The organism is Micromonospora sp. NPDC007220, from assembly GCF_040634035.1.
GTDB lineage: Bacteria > Actinomycetota > Actinomycetes > Mycobacteriales > Micromonosporaceae > Micromonospora > Micromonospora reichwaldensis.
The window spans coordinates 370,964-391,313 of record NZ_JBEYEU010000004.1 but is presented as its reverse complement, the minus strand read 5'-3'; the positions used below and the strand labels follow the sequence as shown (position 1 = coordinate 391,313).

At 75.1% G+C, this 20,350-nt stretch carries 16 protein-coding genes; 8 read left to right on the top strand and 8 right to left on the bottom strand.

Going from position 1 to position 20,350, the window contains the following annotated elements:
* The first annotated feature begins 15 nt into the window (after positions 1-15).
* Together ABZ573_RS12375 and ABZ573_RS12370 are read left to right on the top strand one after the other, a co-directional pair.
* Complete coding sequence (locus ABZ573_RS12375; RefSeq protein WP_151457078.1) at positions 16-1,434, top strand: WGR domain-containing protein; 1,419 nt, start codon at positions 16-18, stop codon at positions 1,432-1,434.
* 178 nt (positions 1,435-1,612) lie between these two features.
* Entirely contained in the window at positions 1,613-2,497 is an 885-nt protein-coding gene (locus ABZ573_RS12370) for an aminoglycoside phosphotransferase family protein (protein WP_358117835.1), read from the top strand.
* A gap of 24 nt (positions 2,498-2,521) precedes the next feature.
* Here ABZ573_RS12370 and ABZ573_RS12365 read toward each other — a convergent pair whose 3' ends face one another.
* Positions 2,522-3,331: a DNA-formamidopyrimidine glycosylase family protein gene (locus ABZ573_RS12365; protein WP_151455683.1), complete on the bottom strand. Its 810-nt coding sequence runs from the start codon at positions 3,329-3,331 to the stop codon at positions 2,522-2,524.
* Between the two features lie 252 nt (positions 3,332-3,583).
* On the opposite strand from ABZ573_RS12365, the gene ABZ573_RS12360 reads away from it, so the two are divergent.
* The 4 genes from ABZ573_RS12360 (at position 3,584) to rocD (ending at position 8,884) form a co-directional block, all read left to right on the top strand.
* Complete coding sequence (locus ABZ573_RS12360) at positions 3,584-5,506, top strand: lectin (protein ID WP_151455682.1); 1,923 nt, start codon at positions 3,584-3,586, stop codon at positions 5,504-5,506.
* 173 nt (positions 5,507-5,679) lie between these two features.
* Positions 5,680-6,516: a UbiA family prenyltransferase gene (locus ABZ573_RS12355; RefSeq protein WP_225852312.1), complete on the top strand. Its 837-nt coding sequence runs from the start codon at positions 5,680-5,682 to the stop codon at positions 6,514-6,516.
* Positions 6,517-6,857: 341 nt separating this feature from the next.
* Complete coding sequence (gene ddaH, locus ABZ573_RS12350; protein WP_207913845.1) at positions 6,858-7,673, top strand: dimethylargininase; 816 nt, start codon at positions 6,858-6,860, stop codon at positions 7,671-7,673.
* Positions 7,670-8,884, top strand: coding sequence for an ornithine--oxo-acid transaminase (rocD, locus tag ABZ573_RS12345; protein WP_327029479.1), 1,215 nt, complete (start codon positions 7,670-7,672; stop codon positions 8,882-8,884). Before ddaH ends, rocD begins: the two co-directional genes overlap by 4 nt.
* A 65-nt stretch (positions 8,885-8,949) precedes the next feature.
* Here the strand turns inward: rocD and ABZ573_RS12340 are convergent, their stop codons facing one another.
* Together ABZ573_RS12340 and ABZ573_RS12335 are read right to left on the bottom strand one after the other, a co-directional pair.
* Entirely contained in the window at positions 8,950-10,101 is a 1,152-nt protein-coding gene (locus ABZ573_RS12340; protein ID WP_151455680.1) for an FHA domain-containing protein, read from the bottom strand.
* Positions 10,098-10,391 (bottom strand): 4a-hydroxytetrahydrobiopterin dehydratase, encoded by a 294-nt coding sequence (locus tag ABZ573_RS12335; protein WP_151455679.1) that lies wholly within the window; start codon positions 10,389-10,391, stop codon positions 10,098-10,100. Before ABZ573_RS12335 ends, ABZ573_RS12340 begins: the two co-directional genes overlap by 4 nt.
* A gap of 199 nt (positions 10,392-10,590) precedes the next feature.
* On the opposite strand from ABZ573_RS12335, the gene ABZ573_RS12330 reads away from it, so the two are divergent.
* Positions 10,591-11,364, top strand: a complete 774-nt coding sequence (locus tag ABZ573_RS12330) for a hypothetical protein (protein ID WP_151455678.1) — start codon at positions 10,591-10,593, stop codon at positions 11,362-11,364.
* A gap of 58 nt (positions 11,365-11,422) precedes the next feature.
* Here ABZ573_RS12330 and ABZ573_RS12325 read toward each other — a convergent pair whose 3' ends face one another.
* The 5 genes from ABZ573_RS12325 to ABZ573_RS12305 all read right to left on the bottom strand — a co-directional run bounded on the left by ABZ573_RS12325 (position 11,423) and on the right by ABZ573_RS12305 (position 18,595).
* A complete protein-coding gene (locus ABZ573_RS12325) occupies positions 11,423-12,472 on the bottom strand; it encodes an acyl-CoA desaturase (protein ID WP_151455677.1) in 1,050 nt (349 codons plus the stop codon).
* A gap of 152 nt (positions 12,473-12,624) precedes the next feature.
* On the bottom strand, positions 12,625-16,368 hold the full coding sequence (locus ABZ573_RS12320; protein WP_358117827.1) for a hypothetical protein: 3,744 nt from the start codon (positions 16,366-16,368) through the stop codon (positions 12,625-12,627).
* Positions 16,369-16,415: 47 nt separating this feature from the next.
* Entirely contained in the window at positions 16,416-16,736 is a 321-nt protein-coding gene (cutA, locus tag ABZ573_RS12315) for a divalent-cation tolerance protein CutA (protein ID WP_151455675.1), read from the bottom strand.
* A 9-nt stretch (positions 16,737-16,745) separates the two neighbouring features.
* Positions 16,746-17,762: a 1-acyl-sn-glycerol-3-phosphate acyltransferase gene (locus ABZ573_RS12310; protein ID WP_132231133.1), complete on the bottom strand. Its 1,017-nt coding sequence runs from the start codon at positions 17,760-17,762 to the stop codon at positions 16,746-16,748.
* Entirely contained in the window at positions 17,762-18,595 is an 834-nt protein-coding gene (locus ABZ573_RS12305) for a patatin-like phospholipase family protein (RefSeq protein ID WP_132231132.1), read from the bottom strand. Before ABZ573_RS12305 ends, ABZ573_RS12310 begins: the two co-directional genes overlap by 1 nt.
* 202 nt (positions 18,596-18,797) lie before the next feature.
* On the opposite strand from ABZ573_RS12305, the gene ABZ573_RS12300 reads away from it, so the two are divergent.
* Entirely contained in the window at positions 18,798-20,342 is a 1,545-nt protein-coding gene (locus ABZ573_RS12300) for a serine/threonine-protein kinase (protein WP_358117822.1), read from the top strand.
* Positions 20,343-20,350 lie beyond the last annotated feature (8 nt).

Here is a 20,350-nt window from a genome sequence, read left to right as displayed (position 1 = left end):
CCCTCGGAGGCCCCCATGCCGCAGGAGACGACCTACCTCGAACTGTCCGAAGCGGATGGTGCGCACAAGTTCTACGAGGTCGTCGTCGACGATGCCGCGCTGACCGTCCGCTACGGCCGCATCGGCGACCAGGGCCAGGTCAAGACCACGGCCTACGCCGACAACACCAAGGCCCGCGCGGCGGCGGCGAAGAAGATCGGCGAGAAGGTCCGCAAGGGGTACGCCCCGGCCGTGCGCGGCGTGCGGCAGAAGCGCGCCGTCTCCCGGCGGCAGATCGTCAGCACCCGCTCCACCGCCCGCACCGCCCCGGTGCTGTGGCGCTACGACTCCGGCGCCCCCGCCTTCGGCATCTTCGTCGACGGGCAGAGCTGCATGGTCGGCAACGAGCGCGGGGTCATCACCACGCTCGGCCACGACGCCCGGGTGCTCGACCAGGTCCGCCTCCCCGACGGGGTGAAGTGCATCGTCGCCGACGACGCCTGGATCTACGCGGGCTGCGACGACGGCAACGTCTACGACCTGTCCGGCAAGGTGCCCCGGGTGGCCTACGAGATCGCGCCGGAGATCGACATCTACTGGTTGGACATCCACGACGGGGTGCTGGGCGTCTCCGACGCGGGCGGCGGCATCGTCGCCGTCGACCACGAGGACGAGTTCCTCTGGCGCCGGCAGGGTCGCGGCCGGTCGGCGTGGATGGTGCGCTGCGACGCCGACGCGCTCTACCACGGCCACTCCCAGGGGGTGACCAGCTACGACTGGCGGACGGGCCAGGAGCGGTGGCACACCCGTACCGGATCGGTGCTCTTCGGTTGGCAGGAGCGCGACGCGGTCTTCGCGGGCACCGGCACCCGGGAGGTGGTGCGGCTGGCGAAGGACGGTCGCGCCGAGCGCACCTACCGCTGTGACGCCCCGGTCTTCTCCTGCGCCACGGCCGAGGGCGGCCGGTTCGTCTTCGCCGGCGACAGCCAGTCCTCGATCTACTGCTTCGACGCGGCCGGCAACCGGCTGTGGAAGCTCGGCACCGGCTGCGGCTCGGCCTACTCGATGCAGTACCACGAGGATCGGCTCTACGTCGTCACCACCAGCGGCCACCTGGCCTGCATCGACGCCAGCGAGCCGGCGATCCGGGCGGCGGAGGCCGGCAGCGTGCCGGAGGTGGTCGACGTCAAGGCCCCGCCCCGGATGCCGGAGCCGGCGGCCTGGACGACGGTCGAGGTGACCAGCGACGTCGACGGCGGCGTGGTCGTGCAGTGCGTCGAGGACCGGGGACGGCTGCGGGTGCATGTGGTCTCCCCCGGTTTCCACCGGGACTGGTCCGTGCAGTTCCCGAAGGGCATCCGCGAGCCGGGCGCGCGCTACCTGGTCACCCAGGTCCGCGAGTCCGGCCGGGGCGGCTTCTACCGCGCCCACGGCGACATCCGCCGGTTGCGCTGACCGCGCTCCCTCCCCCGCCCCCTCCCCTCCGCCGCCCGCCCCTTCCCCGACGCGGTGATCAAGAGGTTTGCGTCCGGTTCGATCTCCGTTGCGGACCCGAACCTCTTGATCACCACCACCGGCGGTGGGCGGGGAATCGGTGGTGCGGTGTGGGCGGGCGCTGGTGAAGGATGGCCGGGTGGATTCCGAACTCCTGCTCCCCGACGGGCTGGGCTGGGTGCGGGGCACGCCGGCCGGGCGGGAGTGGCTGGCGGCGCTGCCGGACAGGCTGGCCGCCTGCACGGCGCGCTGGTCGCTGCGGCTCGGGCCGCCCTTCCCGTACGCCTTCGCCTCGCTGGCCCTGCCGGCGGAGCTGCCCGACGGCACCCCGGCGGTGCTGAAGCTCCAGTACCCGGACCCCGACAGCGTCCACGAGGCGACGGCACTGGAGCGCTGGGCCGGGGTGGGGGCGGCCCGGTTGCTCGCCCACGACCCGGAGCGGCGGGCGATGCTGGTCGAGCGGTGCGTGCCCGGCACGCCGCTGCACGAGTTGCCCGCCGACGCGGCGCTGGACGCGGCGGTGGAGTTGCTGCCCCGGGTCTGGCGCCCGCCCGGTGCGCCGTTCACCCCACTCGCCGAGGAGGCAGCCGGCTGGGCGGAACGGTTGCCGGCCAACTGGGAGCGGGCCGGCCGGCCGTACGAGCGGCGGCTGATCGACACGGCGCTCGGGCTGCTGGCCGACCTGGTCGACAGCCAGGGCGAGCAGGTGCTCGTCAACCAGGACCTGCACGCCGGCAACGTGCTGCGGGCGACCCGGGAGCCGTGGCTGGTCATCGACCCGAAGCCGCTGACCGGCGAGCGCGAGTTCGGGGTGGTGCCGCTGGTGCGCGGCGCGGAGCTGGGGCACTCGCCGGACGCCGTACGGCACCGGCTGGACCGGCTCAGCGCGGAGCTGGGCCTGGACCGGGAGCGGGTGTGGGGCTGGACGATCGGACAGACGCTGGCCTGGAGCTTCGGCGAGGGGCAGGTCTTCCCGCACCAGGTCGAGGTGGTCCGCTGGCTGCTCGCCGCGCCTCCCCGGTGAGACCGACGTCGGCGTGGGCGGCGGTCAGGACGGTTGGCAGGTGGGGCACCAGTAGAGGTTGCGGCCGGCCAGTTCGCCCCGGCTGACCGGCGTGGCGCAGACGTGGCAGGGGTCGCCGGGGCGGCGGTAGACGTACACCTCGCCGCCGTGCCGGTCGACGCGGGCGGGGCGGCCCATCGCCTCGGGCAGGTGCGTGTCGCGGACGGTGTCGATGCGGCCGCGCGTGACGGCGAGCCGCATCAGCGCCACCAGGTCGGCCCAGAGCGCGTCCCAGCCGGCGCGGGTCAGCCGCCGGCCGGGCAGCGTCGGCGGCAGCCCGGCCCGGAACAGCGCCTCGGTGACGAAGATCAGCCCGGTGCCGGCCACCACCGACTGGTCGAGCAGCAGCGCGGCCAGCGGCGTGGGGCTGCGGGAGATCCGGGCGTACGCCCGCTCGGGGTCGGCGTCGGCGCGCAGCGGGTCGGGGCCGAGCCGGGCCCGCAGCGCCGCGACCTCGGGCGGGGTGAGCAGCTCGCAGGCGGTGGGGCCGCGCAGGTCGAGCCAGTGCCGGTCGCTGGTCAGCCGCAGCCGCACCTGGCCGACGGGCTCCGGCGGCTCCCCGGCGCCGTCGGCGAACCTGCCGTAGAGCCCGAGGTGCACGTGCAGGGTCAGCTCGCCCGCGTGGTGGTGCAGCAGGTGCTTACCGTACGCCTCGGTGCTCTCCAGGACGGTGCCGGAGAGGCGGGCCGCGCCCTCGGCGAAGCGGCCCTGCGGGCTGGCGGCGTGCAGCTTGTCCCCGCCGAACAGCTCGGCGTGCCGCGCCGCCAGGCGGTGGATGGTGTGTCCCTCTGGCACGGGTGCCAAGGATAGCCAGCGCGCCGGGGACGAAGGTCGGCGCGGGACCGGGTGGATCCCTGCTGCCGCACGCGTGCAGCGCGCCGGACAGACAGTCGGGCAGATTCATTGACTTCTATTACGAAGGAATATTAACTGGGTCTCACGGAGGTTCGGACAGGTCCGGGCAATCCGTGACATAAACGCGCCCGTTACCGGCCGGTTCGTGCGTTCGCACATCGCCATCACCGCCGCGCGAGAGGAAGACACCCGATGTCCACCACTCCCGTACCCGCCACGGCGGGTCACCGCCGGCGAGCCCGGCGCCGAGTCGCGTCCGCAGGCGCCGGCCTGCTCGCGCTCGTCACCGCCGTGGCCGCCGCCACGGTCACGCTGCCGGCGCCGGCGTCCGCCGCCAACGAGCCGGTGAACGTCTGGCTGACCACCACGACGGACCCCGGTGGCCGCCAGGTGAGCCGGGGCCTCCAGCAGCAGGCCCCGCTCGCCTTCGCCTCCTCCAGCGGCGGCGCGACGCACACCGTCACCGTCAACGAGAACACCCGCTACCAGCAGTTCGAGGGCGGTGGCGCGTCGATCACGGACACCACCGCGTACCTGTTCCGGGGCGGGCCGATCAGCGCGGCCACCCGCGACGCCGTGATGCGCAAGCTCTTCTCCCCGACCGACGGCATCGGGCTCTCCTTCGTCCGCAACCCCATCGGCGCCTCGGACCTCTCCCGCCCCGGCAACGTCTCCCTCGACGACACCTGCTGCGACCTCAACGACTTCTACAGCAACGGCTACGACACCAACGTGCGGCTGCTCACCGCCCAGGCCCGGTCGCTCAACCCGGAACTGCGGGTGAAGGGGGTGCCGTGGAGCGCCCCCGGCTGGATGAAGGACAACGGCCGGATGGACCAGATGGGCTGGCTCAAGTGGGAGTACTACCCGATGTACGCCCAGTACCTGGTCAGGTACGTGCAGACCTACCAGGCCGCCGGCATTCCGGTGAACTACCTGTCGGTGCAGAACGAGCCGAACTGCTGCAAGCCCGCCGCGCCGACTGAGATGAACTACCCGGGCATGAGCTGGAACGGGCCAGGGCTGGTCGAGTTCACCAAGAACCACCTCTACCCCGCGCTGCGCGCCGCCGGCCTCGGCACCAAGGTCCTCGTGCACGACTGGAACTACGGCGACCACCCCAACTTCGGGGCGGTGCTGCTGGCCGACCCGGGCATCCGCAACGACCCGCTCTTCGGCGGCATCGCCTGGCACGGCTACTTCGGTGAGCCGTCCGTCGGCACCCAGGTGCGCAACCAGTACCCGTCGGTGCGCCAGTTCAGCACCGAGCACTCGGGCGGCACCTGGATCGGCAACCAGCACAACGAGGACCTGGCCGACATCGTCAACTACGCCCGCAACTACAGCAGCAGCCTGGTCAAGTGGAGCCTCGCCCTGAACCAGAACATGGGCCCGCACAACGGCGGCTGCGACATCTGCACCGGCCTGGTCACCGTGCAGGAGGGCGGCCCCCGCGCAGGCCAGGTCGACTACACCGTCGAGTACTACACCACCGGGCACCTGACGAAGTTCGTCAAGCCCGGCGCGTACCGGATCGACTCGACCGCCAACGGCACGGTGCAGAACGTGGCGTATGCGAACCCGGACGGGTCCAAGGCGCTCATCGCGCACAACGGCGGCACCGGCGCCCAGTCGGTCAAGGTCGTCTGGGGCGGGCAGTCCTTCACGTACTCGCTGCCGGCCCGGACCACGGCCACGTTCACCTGGTCGGGCAGCCAGTCCGGCGGCGGGCGGACCGGCCCGATCGTCGGCCTGGCCGGCAGGTGCCTCGACGTCGCCGGGGCCAACAGCGCCGACGGCACCGCCGTCCAGCTGTACGACTGCAACGGCAGCGCCGCGCAGCAGTGGACGCTCGGCGCCGACGGCACCGTACGGGCGCTGGGCAAGTGCCTGGACGTCCGGGACAACGCCACCGCCGACGGCACCCGGACCCAGTTGTGGACCTGCACCGGCGCCGCGAACCAGCGGTGGACCGCGACGGCGGCCCGCGACCTGGTCAGCGCCAGCGCGAACAAGTGCCTGGACGTGGTGGACAACAGCTCGGCCAACGCGACACCGACCCAGGTCTGGACGTGCACCGGGGGCGCGAACCAGAAGTGGACGGTGCCCGCCTGACACGCCTCGACCCGGCGTGGGGTGCCCGCCCGGCGGCCTGCCGGGCGGGCACCCCTCGGAGAACGGCCGGCCGGGTATCCGTGTCGGAGAACGACCACCTGGGTATTGCGGACGTGTACCGCGTGGGCGGCAAGTCTTTGCATCGGCCACCACGCATTCACGAGGAGGTGTGTGTGGTGAAGATTCCCTCGCTGTCCCGCAGGTCGGAAGAGGCGCCGACACGGGACGAGAACCTCGACGGCCGCGTCGACGACCGTGACGCTCCCGCCGGCACCGGCCGGGACGGCGCGCTGCGGGCCGACGCGGACGGCGGCAGCGGGCCCAGCCGTCCGATGGTCACCGACCGCGACGGCGAGCAGACGACCTACCGCAGCAGCGCCGCGCCCGACGGCGCCGGGCGGGACGGCGCCGCCGAGCGGCGGGCGGCCGAGCGGGCGGCCGTCGCCCGGGCGGCCACGGCCCGACCCATCGACGACGACCGACGCGCCCCCCGGAGCACCGAGCCCGACCCGGCGCTCGAACGGACCCTCGACGGTCGGACGACCGATCTGGACCGGAACGCGGCGCTGGGCGCCCGGACGGACCGGGACCGCGCGGTCGACGGGGACACCGTGGAGCGGCCCGTCGACCGCGACGGCGACGGCGTCCCCGACCGCGAGCCGGAGCGGCCGGTGGTCGCCGGCCCGAAGCCCCGAGCCAGCATCCTCGCCACGCTGGGGCTGATCGTCGGCGTGGCCGGGGCGCTCTTCGTGCTCACCGGCAGCCTCGCCGGGTACGGCATCGCCCTCGGCGCCCTCGGCGCGGTCCTCGCGGTGCTGGGCCTGATGGCCACCCGTCGCCGGCACATCGCCGGCAAGACCGACGCGCTGCTCGGCGTCGCGCTGGGCCTCGGCGCGGTGGTGCTGGGCGTGCTGGCGATGACCGGCCAGTTCGACTGGCCGACCACCGACGGGGACTGGGTGCAGCGGTTCCGCGAGTGGCTCGACTCACAGTTTGTGGACCGCTTCTAGCGGGCACTGTTCGGCTCGCCGGCGATGCGCCGGCAGCGCCGGTGGTTCACCGGCGACGCCCGACCAGCCTGGTGGTTCACCAGCCGGGCAACCCTTTTTCGGGGGCGGCGGTTCGCCGCCCCCGAAGTGTTTTCCGGGCCCGCATTTCGGCCGGGCACACCGACAGGGCCCGATACGCAACGAACCATCGTTCAGCACTCCCCAGACGCAACGTTCCGTCGGCCTGCGCAACTTCCAGCGGTGGATTCCACCATCAGCGCCGCATAACGTTGAGCAACGGCGCCAGCCCGTGGGCCGAAGGTGGCCGGGCGCGCCCGACCCCTGGGAGCAGGACAATGACGATGGACGCCACCAGCCAGCGCTTCCTGATGTGCCGGCCGACGTACTTCGCCGTCGACTACGCCATCAACCCGTGGATGGACCCGACCGCGCCGGTCGACGCCGACCTCGCCGTCCGGCAGTGGGAGCAGCTGCGCCAGATCTACCGGGACCTGGGCCACACCGTCGAGGAGATCGCTCCGGTGCCCGGCCTGCCCGACATGGTGTTCGCCGCCAACGGCGGCACGGTGATCGACGGCAAGGCGATGGCCGTGCAGTTCCGCGACCCGCAGCGCGCCGACGAGGCCCCCGCCTACCGCGCCTGGTTCGAGGCCGCCGGCTTCGAGATGCACGACCCGAAGCACGTCAACGAGGGCGAGGGCGACATCCTGCTGGCCGGCGACTTCCTGCTGGCCGGCACCGGCTTCCGCACCGCGCACGCCTCGCACGCGCAGCTCCAGGAGGTCTTCGGCTACCCCGTGGTGACCATGCAGCTGGTCGACCCGCGCTTCTACCACCTGGACACCGCGCTCACCGTGCTCGACGAGCGGACGGTGGCGTACCTGCCGGAGGCGTTCTCGCCGGGCAGCCGGGCGGTGCTGCGCCGGCTCTTCCCCGACGCGGTGCACGCCACCCTCGCCGACGCCGAGGTCTTCGGGCTGAACGCGGTCAGCGACGGCCGGCACGTGGTGCTGCCGGAGCAGGCCACCGGCCTGGCCGCGAAGCTGCGCGACCGGGGCTACGAGACGATCGGTGTCGACCTCTCCGAGCTGCGCAAGGCCGGCGGCGGACCGAAGTGCTGCACGTTGCGACTCCGTCAGGGAAAGGCGAGCCAGTGATCGACGACATGCTGCGGACGCCGGAGGCGATCCGCGACGCGGAGCGGTGGACCGCGCACAACTACCACCCGCTGCCGGTGGTCATCTCCTCCGCCGAGGGCTCCTGGCTGACCGACGTGGACGGCCGCCGCTACCTCGACTGCCTGGCCGGCTACTCGGCGCTGAACTTCGGCCACCGCCACCCGACGCTGATCGCCGCCGCGCACGCGCAGCTCGACCGGCTGACGCTCACCAGCCGGGCGTTCGTCCACGACCAGTTCGCCGACTTCTGCCGCGAGCTGGCCGAGCTGTGCCGCAAGGACCTCGTGCTGCCGATGAACACCGGCGCCGAGGCCGTGGAGACCGGCATCAAGGTCGCCCGCAAGTGGGGCTACCAGGTCAAGGGCGTCGCGCCGGGGCAGGCCAACATCGTGGTGGCCGAGGGGAACTTCCACGGCCGGACGACCACCATCGTCAGCTTCTCCACCGACGAGGACGCCCGGGCCGACTTCGGGCCGTACACCCCGGGGTTCACGGTCGTCCCCTACGGCGACCTGGCGGCGCTGACCGCCGCCATCGACGAGAACACCGTCGCGGTGCTGATCGAGCCGATCCAGGGCGAGCAGGGCGTCGTCGTGCCGCCGGAGGGCTACCTGCCGGGCGTACGCCGGGTCTGCACGGAGCAGAACGTGCTCTTCATCGCCGACGAGATCCAGTCCGGCCTCGGCCGGACCGGGGACACCTTCGCCTGCGACCACGAGGGCGTCACGCCCGACATGTACCTGCTGGGCAAGGCGCTCGGCGGCGGCATCGTGCCGGTCTCCGCGGTGGCCGCGAACGCCGACGTGCTCGGCGTGCTCCGGCCGGGCCAGCACGGCTCCACCTTCGGCGGCAACCCGCTGGCCTGCGCCGTCGCGACCGAGGTCGTCCGGCTGCTGGCCACCGGCGAGTTCCAGCGCCGCTCGACCGAGCTGGGCGCCCGGCTGCACGCCGGTCTCCGCTCGCTGGTCGGCAGGGGCCTCGTCGCGGTGCGGGGCCGGGGCCTGTGGGCCGGCCTCGACATCGACCCGACGCTGATGAGCGGCCGGGAGGCGTGCGAGCGGCTCGCCGAGCGCGGGGTGCTCGCCAAGGACACCCACGGTGCCACCATCCGGCTCGCCCCGCCGCTGGTGATCACCGAGGAGGAGATCGACCACGCGGTCGCCCAGCTCGCCGCGGTGTTGGCCGGCTGAGCCCCGTACGACACGGGCGGGCGTCGGGACCACGGTCCCGGCGCCCGCCGTCGTCTCCCGGCGGCTCAGCGGGGCAGGCGCATCGCCATCGTTGGTGCCTCGGCCATGACCGACGTGGGCGTGTAGGGGGCTCCGGTGGGAAGCTCGTCGGGCCGGCCGATCTGCACCCCGGGGTAGAGCTCCACCATGTCGCCCTCCGCCAGCACCCGGGACTGCTGCGGCGCCAGCGGGACCCGGTCGCCCTCCGCCATCGACCCGCCGGGGCGGATGCCCGAGCCGTTGGTGCTCACGTCGGTCACGATCACCTCGCCAACCCGCAGCTCGAACCGGACGTGGCTGCGGCTGATCCAGCGGCGCGCCTCGTCGTTGAGCCACTGCCCGAGCGTGATCCCGCCGGCCTGGTCGGGGGCACGGCCGACCACCGCCGGCTCCTCCTCGGTGAGCACGAAGCGTCGGCGGATCAGCCCACCCACCCGCACGGCCAGGACGGCGCTCCGCGGTCGCGGACCGGCGTCGCCGAGCCGGGTGCCGTGCCGGGGGCAGGTCGGCACGCCGCCGCGCAGCGTGGGCGGCGGCTGGCCGGCCGGGCTGCGCTCCACCACCCGGGACAGGTCGGCGAAGGCCCCGCCGCCCCCACCACCGCCGAAGAGCGCGCAACCGGGCTCCGCGCAGCGCCAGCGCCGGGCGAGCAGCTTCACGCCGGCCGGTGACCGGTCACCGGCGACGGGCGTGTGCCCGCCGCCGACGTGGGCGACGAAGGCCGGCCCGCCGGCGCCGGGCACCGGGGCGAGCACCCGGCCGGCCTGCTCGACCAGCCACGGGTAGCGCCCGCGCAGGCCGTCGGCCCGCACCCGGGTGAGCACGGGCAGCCCGAGCAGGTCCGCCACCTCCAGCATCCGGTCGCCCGGGTTGTCGAGCACCTCGACCAGCCCGTCGTCGGCCCACCGGCGGACCACCATGCGCTCGTTGGAGGTGAGGTCGGCGTCGGAGAGCAGGGCCCGGTGGACCACCGCGTAGACCGGGACGCTGTCCTCCTCCATCTCCCGGGCGAGGGCGTCGATCACCATGCCGAGGCGGAGCAGGCTCGCCGGCCGGCCGCCGTCGAGATCCTGGTAGCGGATCACCTCGGCCAGGTCGACGACGGCCCGGGCCAGCGACGGGTCGGTGCTGACCCGGCCCTCGATGGCGTCCAGCACCTTGCTGATCTCGAATCTCATCCGACGCTCCCCACGATCTCGTCGATCCGCCGAGCCAGTTCCAGGTCACGCCGCGTGACCCCGCCCGCCGAGTGCGTGACGCACCGGAAGGTCAGGGCCCGCCAGCGGATGTCGATGTCGGGGTGGTGGTCCAGTTCCTCCGCCGTCACGGCGACCCGGTCGACCACCGCGATGGCCGCCGGGAAGCTGGCCAGCTCCACGGTGCGGGTGATCCCGGCGGGGTCTCCCGACCAGCCCGCCAGCCCACCCAGCTCGTCTCGCACCGCCTCGGCGGTGAGCACGTCTGCCATGGGGAGACCCTACCGGGACCGGTCGCGACGACGCCGACCAGCGGCGGGAGGTGTGGCCCACCCCGGCGGCGCGGCGGTCCGAAGATCGCCACGGCATAGATGAGCGGCTGTGGACCGGCGGGGTTAGGCTGACCGGCGGCCCGGCCGGGCCCGCGACCGGCGTCGCCCCCGGCCCACCCTGCGTGAGGAGATTTCCACGATGAACACTCGACGGCTGGCGACCACGGGGGTCGCGCTCGTCGCCGCGCTCGCCCTCGGTCTCACCGGGTGCGGTACGGGGACGGACACGGCTGCTCCGGCCGGCGACGGTGGCACCACCGGCGCGGCACCGGCCAGCAGCGCCCCCGCCGACGCCCGCGCCGAGCTGGCCGCCGCCGCGAAGAAGCTGAACCAACAGACCGTCAAGATGCGGCTCACGTCGCCGGTCATCAACGGCAGCGGCGTGATGGACCCGGCCACCAAGACCGGCGACATGACGCTGAAGATGGGCGCGGAAGGCACCTTCCGGATCCTGATGCTCGGCAACGACGTCTACCTGAAGGTCACCGGCATGCAGGGGATGCCGAAGAAGTGGATGCACATGGACGCCACCAAGCTCGGCAAGAGCGGTCAGCTCAACCTGATGCCCGACGGCGACCCGGGCGGCGCGAAGCAGATGGTCGACAGCGTGGTGGACGTCGAGAGGACCGCCCCGGGCAGCTACTCCGGCACCCTCGACTACACCCGCACCAAGCCCGACGACAAGGCCATCCAGGCCCTCGGTGACAAGGCCAAGGCCGTCCCGTTCACCGCCAGGGTGGACGACCAGGGCCGGCTCGTCGAGTTCGCCATCGACACCCAGGTGCTGCACGAGTCGCTGGGCACCATGATCACCAACTACTCGGACTTCGGCGCCCCGGTCACCGTCAAGAAGCCCCCCGCGGGCGACACGCAGGAGGCCCCGCAGGAGCTGATCGAGTCCATGGGCTCCTGAGCCCTACCGCACACGGAACGGGGGCGGCGCCGGTCGGCGCCGCCCCCGTTCGCGCGTGTCAGCCGCGCAGCGGCCGGCCCACCTCGTGCAGGTGCGCGAGCGCCTGACGGTACGACTCGACCAGCCCCGTCTCGGCGTACGGGATGCCCTGCTCGGCGCAGAAGGCGCGGACGATCGGCCGGGCCCGGCGCAGGTTGGCCCGGGGCATGTTCGGGAACAGGTGGTGCTCGATCTGGTAGTTGAGCCCGCCCAGGGCGACGTCGACGAGCCGACTGCCCCGCACGTTGCGGGAGGTGAGCACCTGCTTACGCAGGAAGTCCAGGTCGTCGTCGGCGGTGGGCATCGGCATGCCCTTGTGGTTGGGGGCGAACGAGCAGCCCATGTAGAAGCCCCACAGCCCCTGGTGGACGGCGACGAAGAGCAGCGCCTTCACCGGCGACATCACCAGCAGCAGCGCACCGAGGTAGCCCACGGCGTGCAGGACCAGCAGCAGCGCCTCGACGCGGCGGTGCCGCATCGGGGTGCGGAACCCGCCGTCGGAGTCCCGCCCCACGATCGCCTGCACGCTCGCCACGTGCAGGGCGAGCCCCTCCAGCAGCAGCATCGGGAAGAACAGCCACGCCTGCCGGCGGGCCAGCCGGCGACCGAACCCGCGCGTCGCGGCGGCCTGCTCGTACGTCCAGACCAGCGCGCCGGCCCCGACGTCGGGGTCCTCGTCCTCGTGGTTGGGGTTGGCGTGGTGCCGGTTGTGCTTGTCGACCCACCAGCCGTAGCTCAGCCCGACCGCCAGGTTGCCGGTGAGCAGGCCGATGGCCTCGCTCGGCCCGCGCCGCCGGAACATCTGCCGGTGGCCGGCGTCGTGGCCGAGGAACGCGACCTGGGTGGTGGCGACAGCGAGGAAGACGGCGACCAGGAGCTGCGCCCACGAGTCGCCGACCAGCCCGACGGCCGCCCAGCCCGCCGCGAAGACGCCCAGCGTGAGCACGATCCGGGTCACGTACCGTCCCGGGCGTCGCTCCAGCAGGCCCGCCCCGCTGATCCGCCGGGACAACTGCGCGTAGTCACTGCCCCGCCGTACCGGCGGGTCCGCCACCGCTCCGAGCACCATCGCGGCTCCCGTTCCCGTTCCTCGATCCCGGAGCGCGCCGGCCGGCGCGTCCCGCTCCCAGTCTCCGGGGAACGGTTGCGCTGAGTAACCCTGCCCACCCCCGGTTCGGGGGTAGGGCGAGCCCTACCCCCGGCACCCGTGACCGGGCCTGATCAGCCCATCCGGCCGACGGCGGCCCGGAGCCGGGCCAGGTCCCGGCGGCGCCGCTCGTAGGTCGTGGCGAGCCCGATCAGCGCGAACCCGCCGACGGCCAGGAAGATCCACCGGGGCAGCAGGTCCCAGCCACGGACCAGCTCGTGCAGCGCGAGCAGTGCCAGGGTCACCCCACCCAGCAGCACCGGCGCCTGCCAGCGGCGGGTCGCCCCGGCGAGCACCGCGGCGAGCGCGGCGACGCCCAGCAGCAGCCGCCGCCACGGCTGGGGGTCCGCAGCCACCAGCACGGACACCAGGCTCGGCAGCAGCCCGGCCGCGAGCCCCGGACCCAGCGCCAGCCAGCTGTTCAACCCTGGCCGGGTACGCAGCGCCACCACGCCCGCCACGAGAGCCAGCGCCGCCGCCGGCACCGTGTACGCCTCCAGCACCGCCACGTCGCCTGCGGCCAGCAGCAGCCAGCCGCCGAGCAGTTCACTGCCGCCCGCGATGCCCGCGAAGGCCCACCGCCGGCCCGCCGACTCGCCCCGGGGCAGCACCCGCAGCGCGACGGCGGCGCCCCACAGCACGCAGACCGCCGCGGCGTGGCGGAGCGAGCCCACCGCGAGCAGCAGCGCGACCAGCGCCACCGCCTGGGCCGCCGCGTCCAACGCCGCCGCCGTGGCCCGTCCCCGGCGGGCCGGACCGGCCGGGGACACCCCGACCCGACCGAGCACCGCCGCGGCGGCCAGGGTGAGTGCCGCGACGGCGAGCACGCTGAACGTGGCCGCCCGTACCGGCAGCCCGCCGGCCAGCGGCGCGACGACCGCGAGGCTGGTCGCGGCGGCCACCGCGACCAGGGCGCCACCCAGCCGGGCGTCGTCCCGGCGGGCCGCCACCCCGACCACCGCCGCCGCGACGACGAGCACGCCGAGGCCGACGATCGTGCCCGTCCGGGTGGCCAGCAGCCCGAGCAGCCCGGACGCCACCAGCACCAGACCCACCGGCAACCCGACCGGGGCGAGCAGCGGACGCGGTGCGGCCAGGGCGGCGAGCAGCACCAGGGCCACCCCGCCGAGCAGCGTGCCTACCGGCAGCACCGGCCACGGCACGCCTGCGGCCACCAGCAGCACGGGCAGCGCGGCCGCGGCGAACGGCACCGCGACCAGCGCGCCCCGCCACCAACCGGCGCCCGCAGCATGGCCGGCGCCCGCAGCATGGCTGGCGCCCGCAGCATGGCCGGCGCCCGCCGACGGAACGGCGTCCGCGCCGGTGGGGCCGGTCCGCACGGCAGCCCGGTACCGCCGGCCGGCCAGCACCCCGGCCACCGCCAGCACGGCCAACGCCAGGCCCACCGGGAGCGCCCCCGGGTCGGCCCGGACCGTGGGCGCCCCGGACCAGGGCGACACCTCGCCGTACGGGGCGACGAGCGCCGTCAACGCCACCGGCAGGGCGGCGGCGGCCGAGACCACCAGCAGCCCGATGCCGGCCACCCGCAGGACGACGTCGGAGCGCACCGCACCGCCCAGCGTCGCCAGCAGGACCGCCACGGCGGCGTAGAGCGTCACCGGTTCGTCGGCCGGTACGACCAGCGGCGCCAACCCGACCGCCGTGACCGCCACGGCGACCCCGCCGGAGGCGTACGCCCGCAGGTCGGGCCAGTGCCGGCGGACCGCGAGCAGCCCGACGGGCAGCAGCGCGACGGCGGCGAGCGCCGCCCGCGCCTGCCACCAGGCCGGCGCACCGGCGGCGAGGAGGGCGACGACCGCGCCGGCCGGCACCGCGACCGGCACGACGGCCGACGCCGCCCCGGCCACCCGGCGCTGCACGGCCGTGCCGCGCCGGCCGGCCGCCGCCACGGCGGTCCCGGCGACCAGCACCACCGCTAGCGCCGCACCCGCACCCGCCGTCGCGGCGAACCCGACGACCAGTCCGTGCCCGAGCAGGAGGGTCCCTGCCACCCCCGCGGCCAGGACCGTCCAGGACCGGACGCCCGGACGCCCCACCGCGACGGCCAGCAGGCCCACCGCCGCCACCAGGTCCAGCGCCACCACCGCCGGCCAGGGCGACGGCCAGCCGGCCGGCACCGCCAGCACGACGACCGCCGCGCCGATCGCGGCCAGCGCCGGCCGGGCGGCCCTCGGCAGCAACAGTCCGAAGGCGGCCACGGTCAGCGCGATCGCCACCGGAAGCTGCCACCCCCCGTCGGCGTCGGGCCCGGCGGCGGCCCCCTGCCACGGCGGCAGCGACCGGCCGGCGGTGGCGCCGGCGAGAGCGACGGCCAGCAGCACGACGAACTGCGCCGTCCCGCCGGCCACCAGCAGCGCGCCGGCCCGGGGACCGGTCCGCCACCCGGCGGGCAGCAGCCGTACCGCGCCGGCCACCGCCACCACGACCAGCGCCGTGAGCAGCAGCGACAGGTCCAGCTCGGCGATCGGGCGGATCACCGCGCCGGCCAGCACCGGCACCAGCAGCGCGGCGGCCACCGCGCGGAACACCGCCCCGCCGGTGAGCAGCGCGGTGCCGAGCAGGGTCAGCGCCACCAGCAGCAGCGGCGCACCGGCCAGCAGCGGAACGCCGGCGGCCCGGCCGAGGGCCAGCGGTACGAGCGCGCAGCACGCGGCCACGAACAGCGCGCCCGCGTGCCCCACCCAGGCGAGGACGCGCCCGGCGAGGACCGCCGGACGCTCGCCGGACGGCGCGGGCGCCGCAGCGGCCGGGGCCACGGCACCGGCGACGGGGCCACCAACGGTCGGGCCCTCGGCGGCCGGCGTCCCGACGGCCACGGCACCGGCCGCCGGCGGCCCGACGGCCACGGCACCGGCCGCCGGAGCGCCCCGGCGGCGCAGCGCGACCAGCACCGCCAGGTCGAGCAGCGCCACCCCCAGGAAGGTCATCGCCCAGCCGGCGGCGTCCGGCCGGGCGTCGACGACGAGCAGGGGCAGCACCGGCTGCGCGGTCACCAGGGCGGCGAACCACGGCACGGTCAGACCGCTGAGCCGGGCGTACCCGGCAGCGACCGCCGCGCCGGCCCCCCCGACCAGCGCGGCGTACCGGGTGGCGGGCCAGTCCGCCACCCCGACCAGGTCCACCGACCAGGCGGCGTAGCCGTCCAGCAGCACCAGCAGCAGCCCCACGGCGGCGAAGGTCTCCGCAGTGCCGCGCAGCCCGCGCCGCACCGCCACCAGCGGCGCGGCCAGGGCGAGGGCGGTGAACGCGAACAGGATCAGGGCCCGGCCGGCGACCCCCACCGACGCCCAGGCGACCGCCGTGAAGACCACCGCGGCGGTGCCCAGCAGCAGCCCACCGAGGACGAAGAGCAGGCCCTGCACCGTACGGGTGGAGGTCTCCGCGCCGCCGACGCCCGCACCCGCCGGCGCGGGGACCGGAGCGACCGGCCCCCGGCCCGGCCACGCCGGCACCGGGGTCGCGGCCGGCGGCACGGTCACGCCCGGCGGCGGGGTCACGACCGACGCGGGGCGCACCGGCCCCGGAGTCGCGGGCGCCGCCGGGCGCGACACGGGGAACTCCGCCCGGACCGCGGCGGCCAGCGCCGCCCGACGGCGCCGGGCCGCGTTCAGCCGGCCGGCGAGTCCCTGGTACGCCGCGCGGGCCCGCTCGACCTGGCCGCCGAGCGCGACGATCTCCCGGTCGAGCCGGACCACCTCGGCGGCGGCCGGGTGCGGCGGTCGGCCGCAACCGGAGCAGCCGGAGCCGAGGTCGGCCGGCGCGCCGCAGGCGGGACAGGGATAACCGGTGTTCTGCACCCGGCCATCATGGTGGCCGGGAGATCACCTGACCAGAGTGCGGGTACTCAGGGCCGGGTGTGCTCGTGCACCCAGGTGGCGTAGGCGGGGTCGCCGCTCTCCACCCGGGTGACCAGGATCTCCGGCACCTCGTACGGGTGGCTGGCCCGGATCTGCTCCACCAGCGCGGCGGCCCGGTCCGGCGCGGTCTTGAACTGCACCGACCACTCGGTGCTCGTGTCCACCCCGGAACGCCACCAGTAGGTGCTGTCCACCTGGCCGCCCACCTGGGCGCAGGCGGCGAGCCGACCGGCGACGGCCGCCGCCGCCATCACGTCCGCGACCGAACGGGCGTCCACCACCGTCGTCACCACGCAGATCTGGTCCACCAGCGCACCCTACGCGGCACCGTCCCGATTGGCCGCGATCCACTCGTCGATCCGCGCCCACCAGTCGAAAAGCCAGTCGATCCGCTCCTGGCGGCCGGTCGGCACCTCCTCCGGCGGCACCGACCAGAAGCGCATGATGATCCGCTTGTCCATCGGCAGTTCCCGCCACACGTCGCCGACGCTCAGCATCCGGTCCAGGCCGGTGTGCGCCACGAAGATCACCCCGGCGTCGGGCGCGGCGTCCAGCGCCGCGAGCAGCCCGCCCGGCTGCGGGGCGAGCACGTGCCGCAGCCGCTCTGCGCGCCGCGCCATCCGTTCGAGGCCGAGGCCGCGCAGCTTCTCGATGGCCCGCAGCCGGCGGCCGGGGGTGAAGTTGCCGCCCTCCGGGAAGATCACGAACGCGTCGTCGTCGTCCAGGCCGTGGGCCAGGTGCCCGATCTGCTCGGTCACCGACCCCCGGCGGTCCGGCCCCGGCGCGAGGAAGCGGTTCGGCAGCCGGTTGAGCAGCACGTCGACCGCCGGATCCCACTGGAGGCTGTCCTTCAGCACGATCCGCGGCTCCCGGTTGAACCAGTTGACCAGGGCGTGGATCAGGATGAACGAGTCGCCCGGGCCGGCGTGCCGGCAGAGCACCAGCTCGGGCCGGCCCGGCAGGGCCGTGTCCGGGTCGGTGCCCACCACGTCGATGCTCAGGTGCAGCGCCCAGCGGGCGTGCCAGAAGAGTGCCCGCAGGAACCAGCCGGCGAGCACGTAGTGCGCCCGCTGGAAGCCGGGCGAGCGGACCCGCCAGCCGAAGCCGGAGGCGACCCAGAGCACGAAGAGCGCGAGCAGCGCCGTCGCGTCCCAGACCAGGTAGACGCAGCCGAGCCAGAGCAGGCGCAGCGGCCGCAGCCGGCCCGGGACCAGCGGCGAGGCGGCCGCCGCGAGCAGCGCCCAGACCGGCAGGGTCGTCACGACCAGGAAGGCCAGCAGCACCACGCCGGGGGCCAGGAGCAGCCGGCGTACCCACCGCGGCGGTAGGGGCATCAGTGCTCCAACTGCGTCGCCAGGTAGCGCCGGGAGGCCGTGTAGGCGCGGCTGATCCGCCGCCCCACCGCCGCCATGTCCCGGTACGCCCACGGCGTGTCGTCGCGCGGCTCCAGCCCGCCGGTGGGCAGCACGTGCACCTCCACCCCGTCGGGCAGGGCCGCCATCTCCCGGGCGAACCGGTGCCGCCGGGCGATCTCGAACGCGACCTGGGCGATCTCCCAGGGTCGCCGGGGCGGGGTCAGCGCCCGCTCGATCCGGCCCACCTGGAGTACGAAGATCCGCGTGGCGCCCACGGCGACCGCCTCGCCGATCGGGATGGAGTTCACGATCCCGCCGTCGATGTAGTGCTGGTCGTCGATCCGGGCCGGCGGCAGGAGCCCCGGGACCGAGGCGGAGGCGAGCACTGCCGGCACCAGCGGTCCGCTGTCGAACCAGTGCTCGGCGGCCCGCTCGATGTTGGCCGCGCAGCAGCGGAAGGGCACCTTGAGGTCGGCGAAGGTGGTCTCCGCACCCAGCTCGGCCTCCAGCAGCTTGCGCAGCGGGCGGGGCGAGTGCAGGTGGGTACGGGCGGCGAACCGGCGCAGTTGGCGGGCCACCGAGTCGCCGTACACCTCACTGGCCTCTGGGGAGGCCCAGAGCCGGACCAGCCGGTCGGTGACCGCCTCGGACGGTTCGGCGGCGACCAGCGCGCCGTTGACCGCCCCGATCGAGGTGCCGAGCACCACGTCGGGCCGGATGCCGGCCCGGAACAGCGCCCGCAGCATGCCCACCTCGACCGCCCCGAGGACTCCCCCGCCCCCGAGCACGAACGCCACCGGTCCCTGCGACATGCGTTCCATCCTGGCACGGGCGGAAAAGTGGCCGCCCGGTGCCGGCCCGGCGGCGGCCGAGGGGCGGCCCGGCGGCGGCCGAGGGCGGCCCCGGCACGGGCACGGCCGACGCGGCCCCGGTCCCGGAAGGTAGTCGACCGTTGACAGGCCCGACACATTCGCGCAACCTGATAGCGCTCCCACAGCGAGGCAGGTGCGTTCCGTGAAGCCAGCACTGCACCCCGGCCGGTTGCTGGCCCGCCGGTACCGGCTCGTCGACCAGATCGGCGCCGGCGGCATGTCGGTGATCTGGCGGGCGCGCGACGAGGTGCTCGACCGGATCGTGGCGCTGAAGGTGCTCGCCCCGTCGCTCGCCGCCGACGCCCGCTTCCGCGACATGGTCCGCGAGGAGGCCCGCGCCGCCGCCCAGCTCGTCCACCCGCACGTCACGTCGGTGCACGACTACGGCGAGACCGTCGCGCCCGACGGGTCGATCACCTCGTTCGTGGTGATGGAGCTGCTGGCCGGCGAGGAGCTGGAGGTCCGGCTCACCGAGGGGCCGCTGCCGTGGGCCGAGGCGGTCGAGGTCGCCGCCCAGGTGGCGGACGCGCTCGCCGCCGCGCACCGGCTCGGCATCGTGCACCGTGACATCACCCCGGCCAACGTGATGATGACCCGGGCGGGGGTCAAGGTGCTCGACTTCGGCATCGCCACCCGGATCGGCGCGCCGGACGACGACGAGGACGGGGGCACCTTCGGCACGCCCGCGTACGTGGCGCCGGAACGGCTCGACGGGGCACCCGCCCAGCCGGCCACCGACGTGTACTCCCTCGGCGTGCTGCTCTACGAGGCGCTGACCGGTCGGGTGCCGTACCCGGCGGACACCTGGGAGCAGCTCAGCGAGGCGCTCGCCGGGGAGGGCCCGCCCTCGCTGGCCGACCTGCCGGGCCTGCCGACGGAGGTCGCCCGCACCTGCCTGCGCTGCCTGGAGCGGGACCCGCTGGCGCGGCCCACCGCCCGCCAGGTCGCCACCCTCCTGCGCGACCAACTGCTCCCCGCCGATCCGCAGGCCGCCACCATGCTCGCGCCGACGGTCACCCTCCCGACCCTGCCCGCCCAGCCGGCCACCCCGACCCCTGGGGGCGGGACGGTGCCGGGTGACGGAGCGGTGCCGGGCACGGAAGGACCGGGCGCGGAAGGGCCGGGCGGTGGGTCCGAGCCGCGCAGCGCCCGGCACGCCCGGGAGCGCCGTCGGCGCCGCCTGCCGCGCCCGGTGCTGATCGTGCCGGTCGTACTGCTCGTGGGGGTGGCCCTGGCCGTGCCTGCGATCCGTCAGGAGGAGCCGAGCCCACCCCGGGCGCTGCCCAGCACCGGCCCGTCCGACCCGCCGCCCTCCCCCACGCCCACGGCCAACGCCGCACCACCCCCGGCGGCCTCCCCGACCCCGACGTCCGCGTCGCCGGTCGCGCCCCGGCCGACCCCGACGGCCCCGGAGCGCGGCGACCTCATCGAGGCGGCCAACCGGGTCGACGGGCTGATCGGCGCCGGTCTCGACGACGGGGGGATCCGCCCCGACGTCGGCCTCGACTTCCGCAACGAGCTGCGTAACCTGACCGACGCGGCCCGCGCCCGCTCGGGCGACCTGGGCGAGCGGATCGCCCGGCTCCGCGAGAAGGTCGCGATCCGCCGCGGCGAGGGCGCCCTCACCGACGCGTACGCCCGCCGGCTGGACAGCGCGATCACCGCGCTCGGGGCGGCGCAGGTCTGACCGCCGGC

Excerpts from the sequence above, each read along its gene's own strand:
- ABZ573_RS12335 (WP_151455679.1), bottom strand. The coding sequence starts at position 10,391 with ATGGCAGACGTGCTCACCGCCGAGGCGGTGCGAGACGAGCTGGGTGGG.
- ABZ573_RS12330 (WP_151455678.1), top strand. The coding sequence starts at position 10,591 with ATGAACACTCGACGGCTGGCGACCACGGGGGTCGCGCTCGTCGCCGCG.
- ABZ573_RS12305 (WP_132231132.1), bottom strand. The coding sequence starts at position 18,595 with ATGTCGCAGGGACCGGTGGCGTTCGTGCTCGGGGGCGGGGGAGTCCTC.
- ABZ573_RS12310 (WP_132231133.1), bottom strand. The coding sequence starts at position 17,762 with ATGCCCCTACCGCCGCGGTGGGTACGCCGGCTGCTCCTGGCCCCCGGC.
- ABZ573_RS12375 (WP_151457078.1), top strand. The coding sequence starts at position 16 with ATGCCGCAGGAGACGACCTACCTCGAACTGTCCGAAGCGGATGGTGCG.
- ABZ573_RS12325 (WP_151455677.1), bottom strand. The coding sequence starts at position 12,472 with ATGGTGCTCGGAGCGGTGGCGGACCCGCCGGTACGGCGGGGCAGTGAC.
- ABZ573_RS12340 (WP_151455680.1), bottom strand. The coding sequence starts at position 10,101 with ATGAGATTCGAGATCAGCAAGGTGCTGGACGCCATCGAGGGCCGGGTC.
- ddaH (WP_207913845.1), top strand. The coding sequence starts at position 6,858 with ATGGACGCCACCAGCCAGCGCTTCCTGATGTGCCGGCCGACGTACTTC.
- ABZ573_RS12360 (WP_151455682.1), top strand. The coding sequence starts at position 3,584 with ATGTCCACCACTCCCGTACCCGCCACGGCGGGTCACCGCCGGCGAGCC.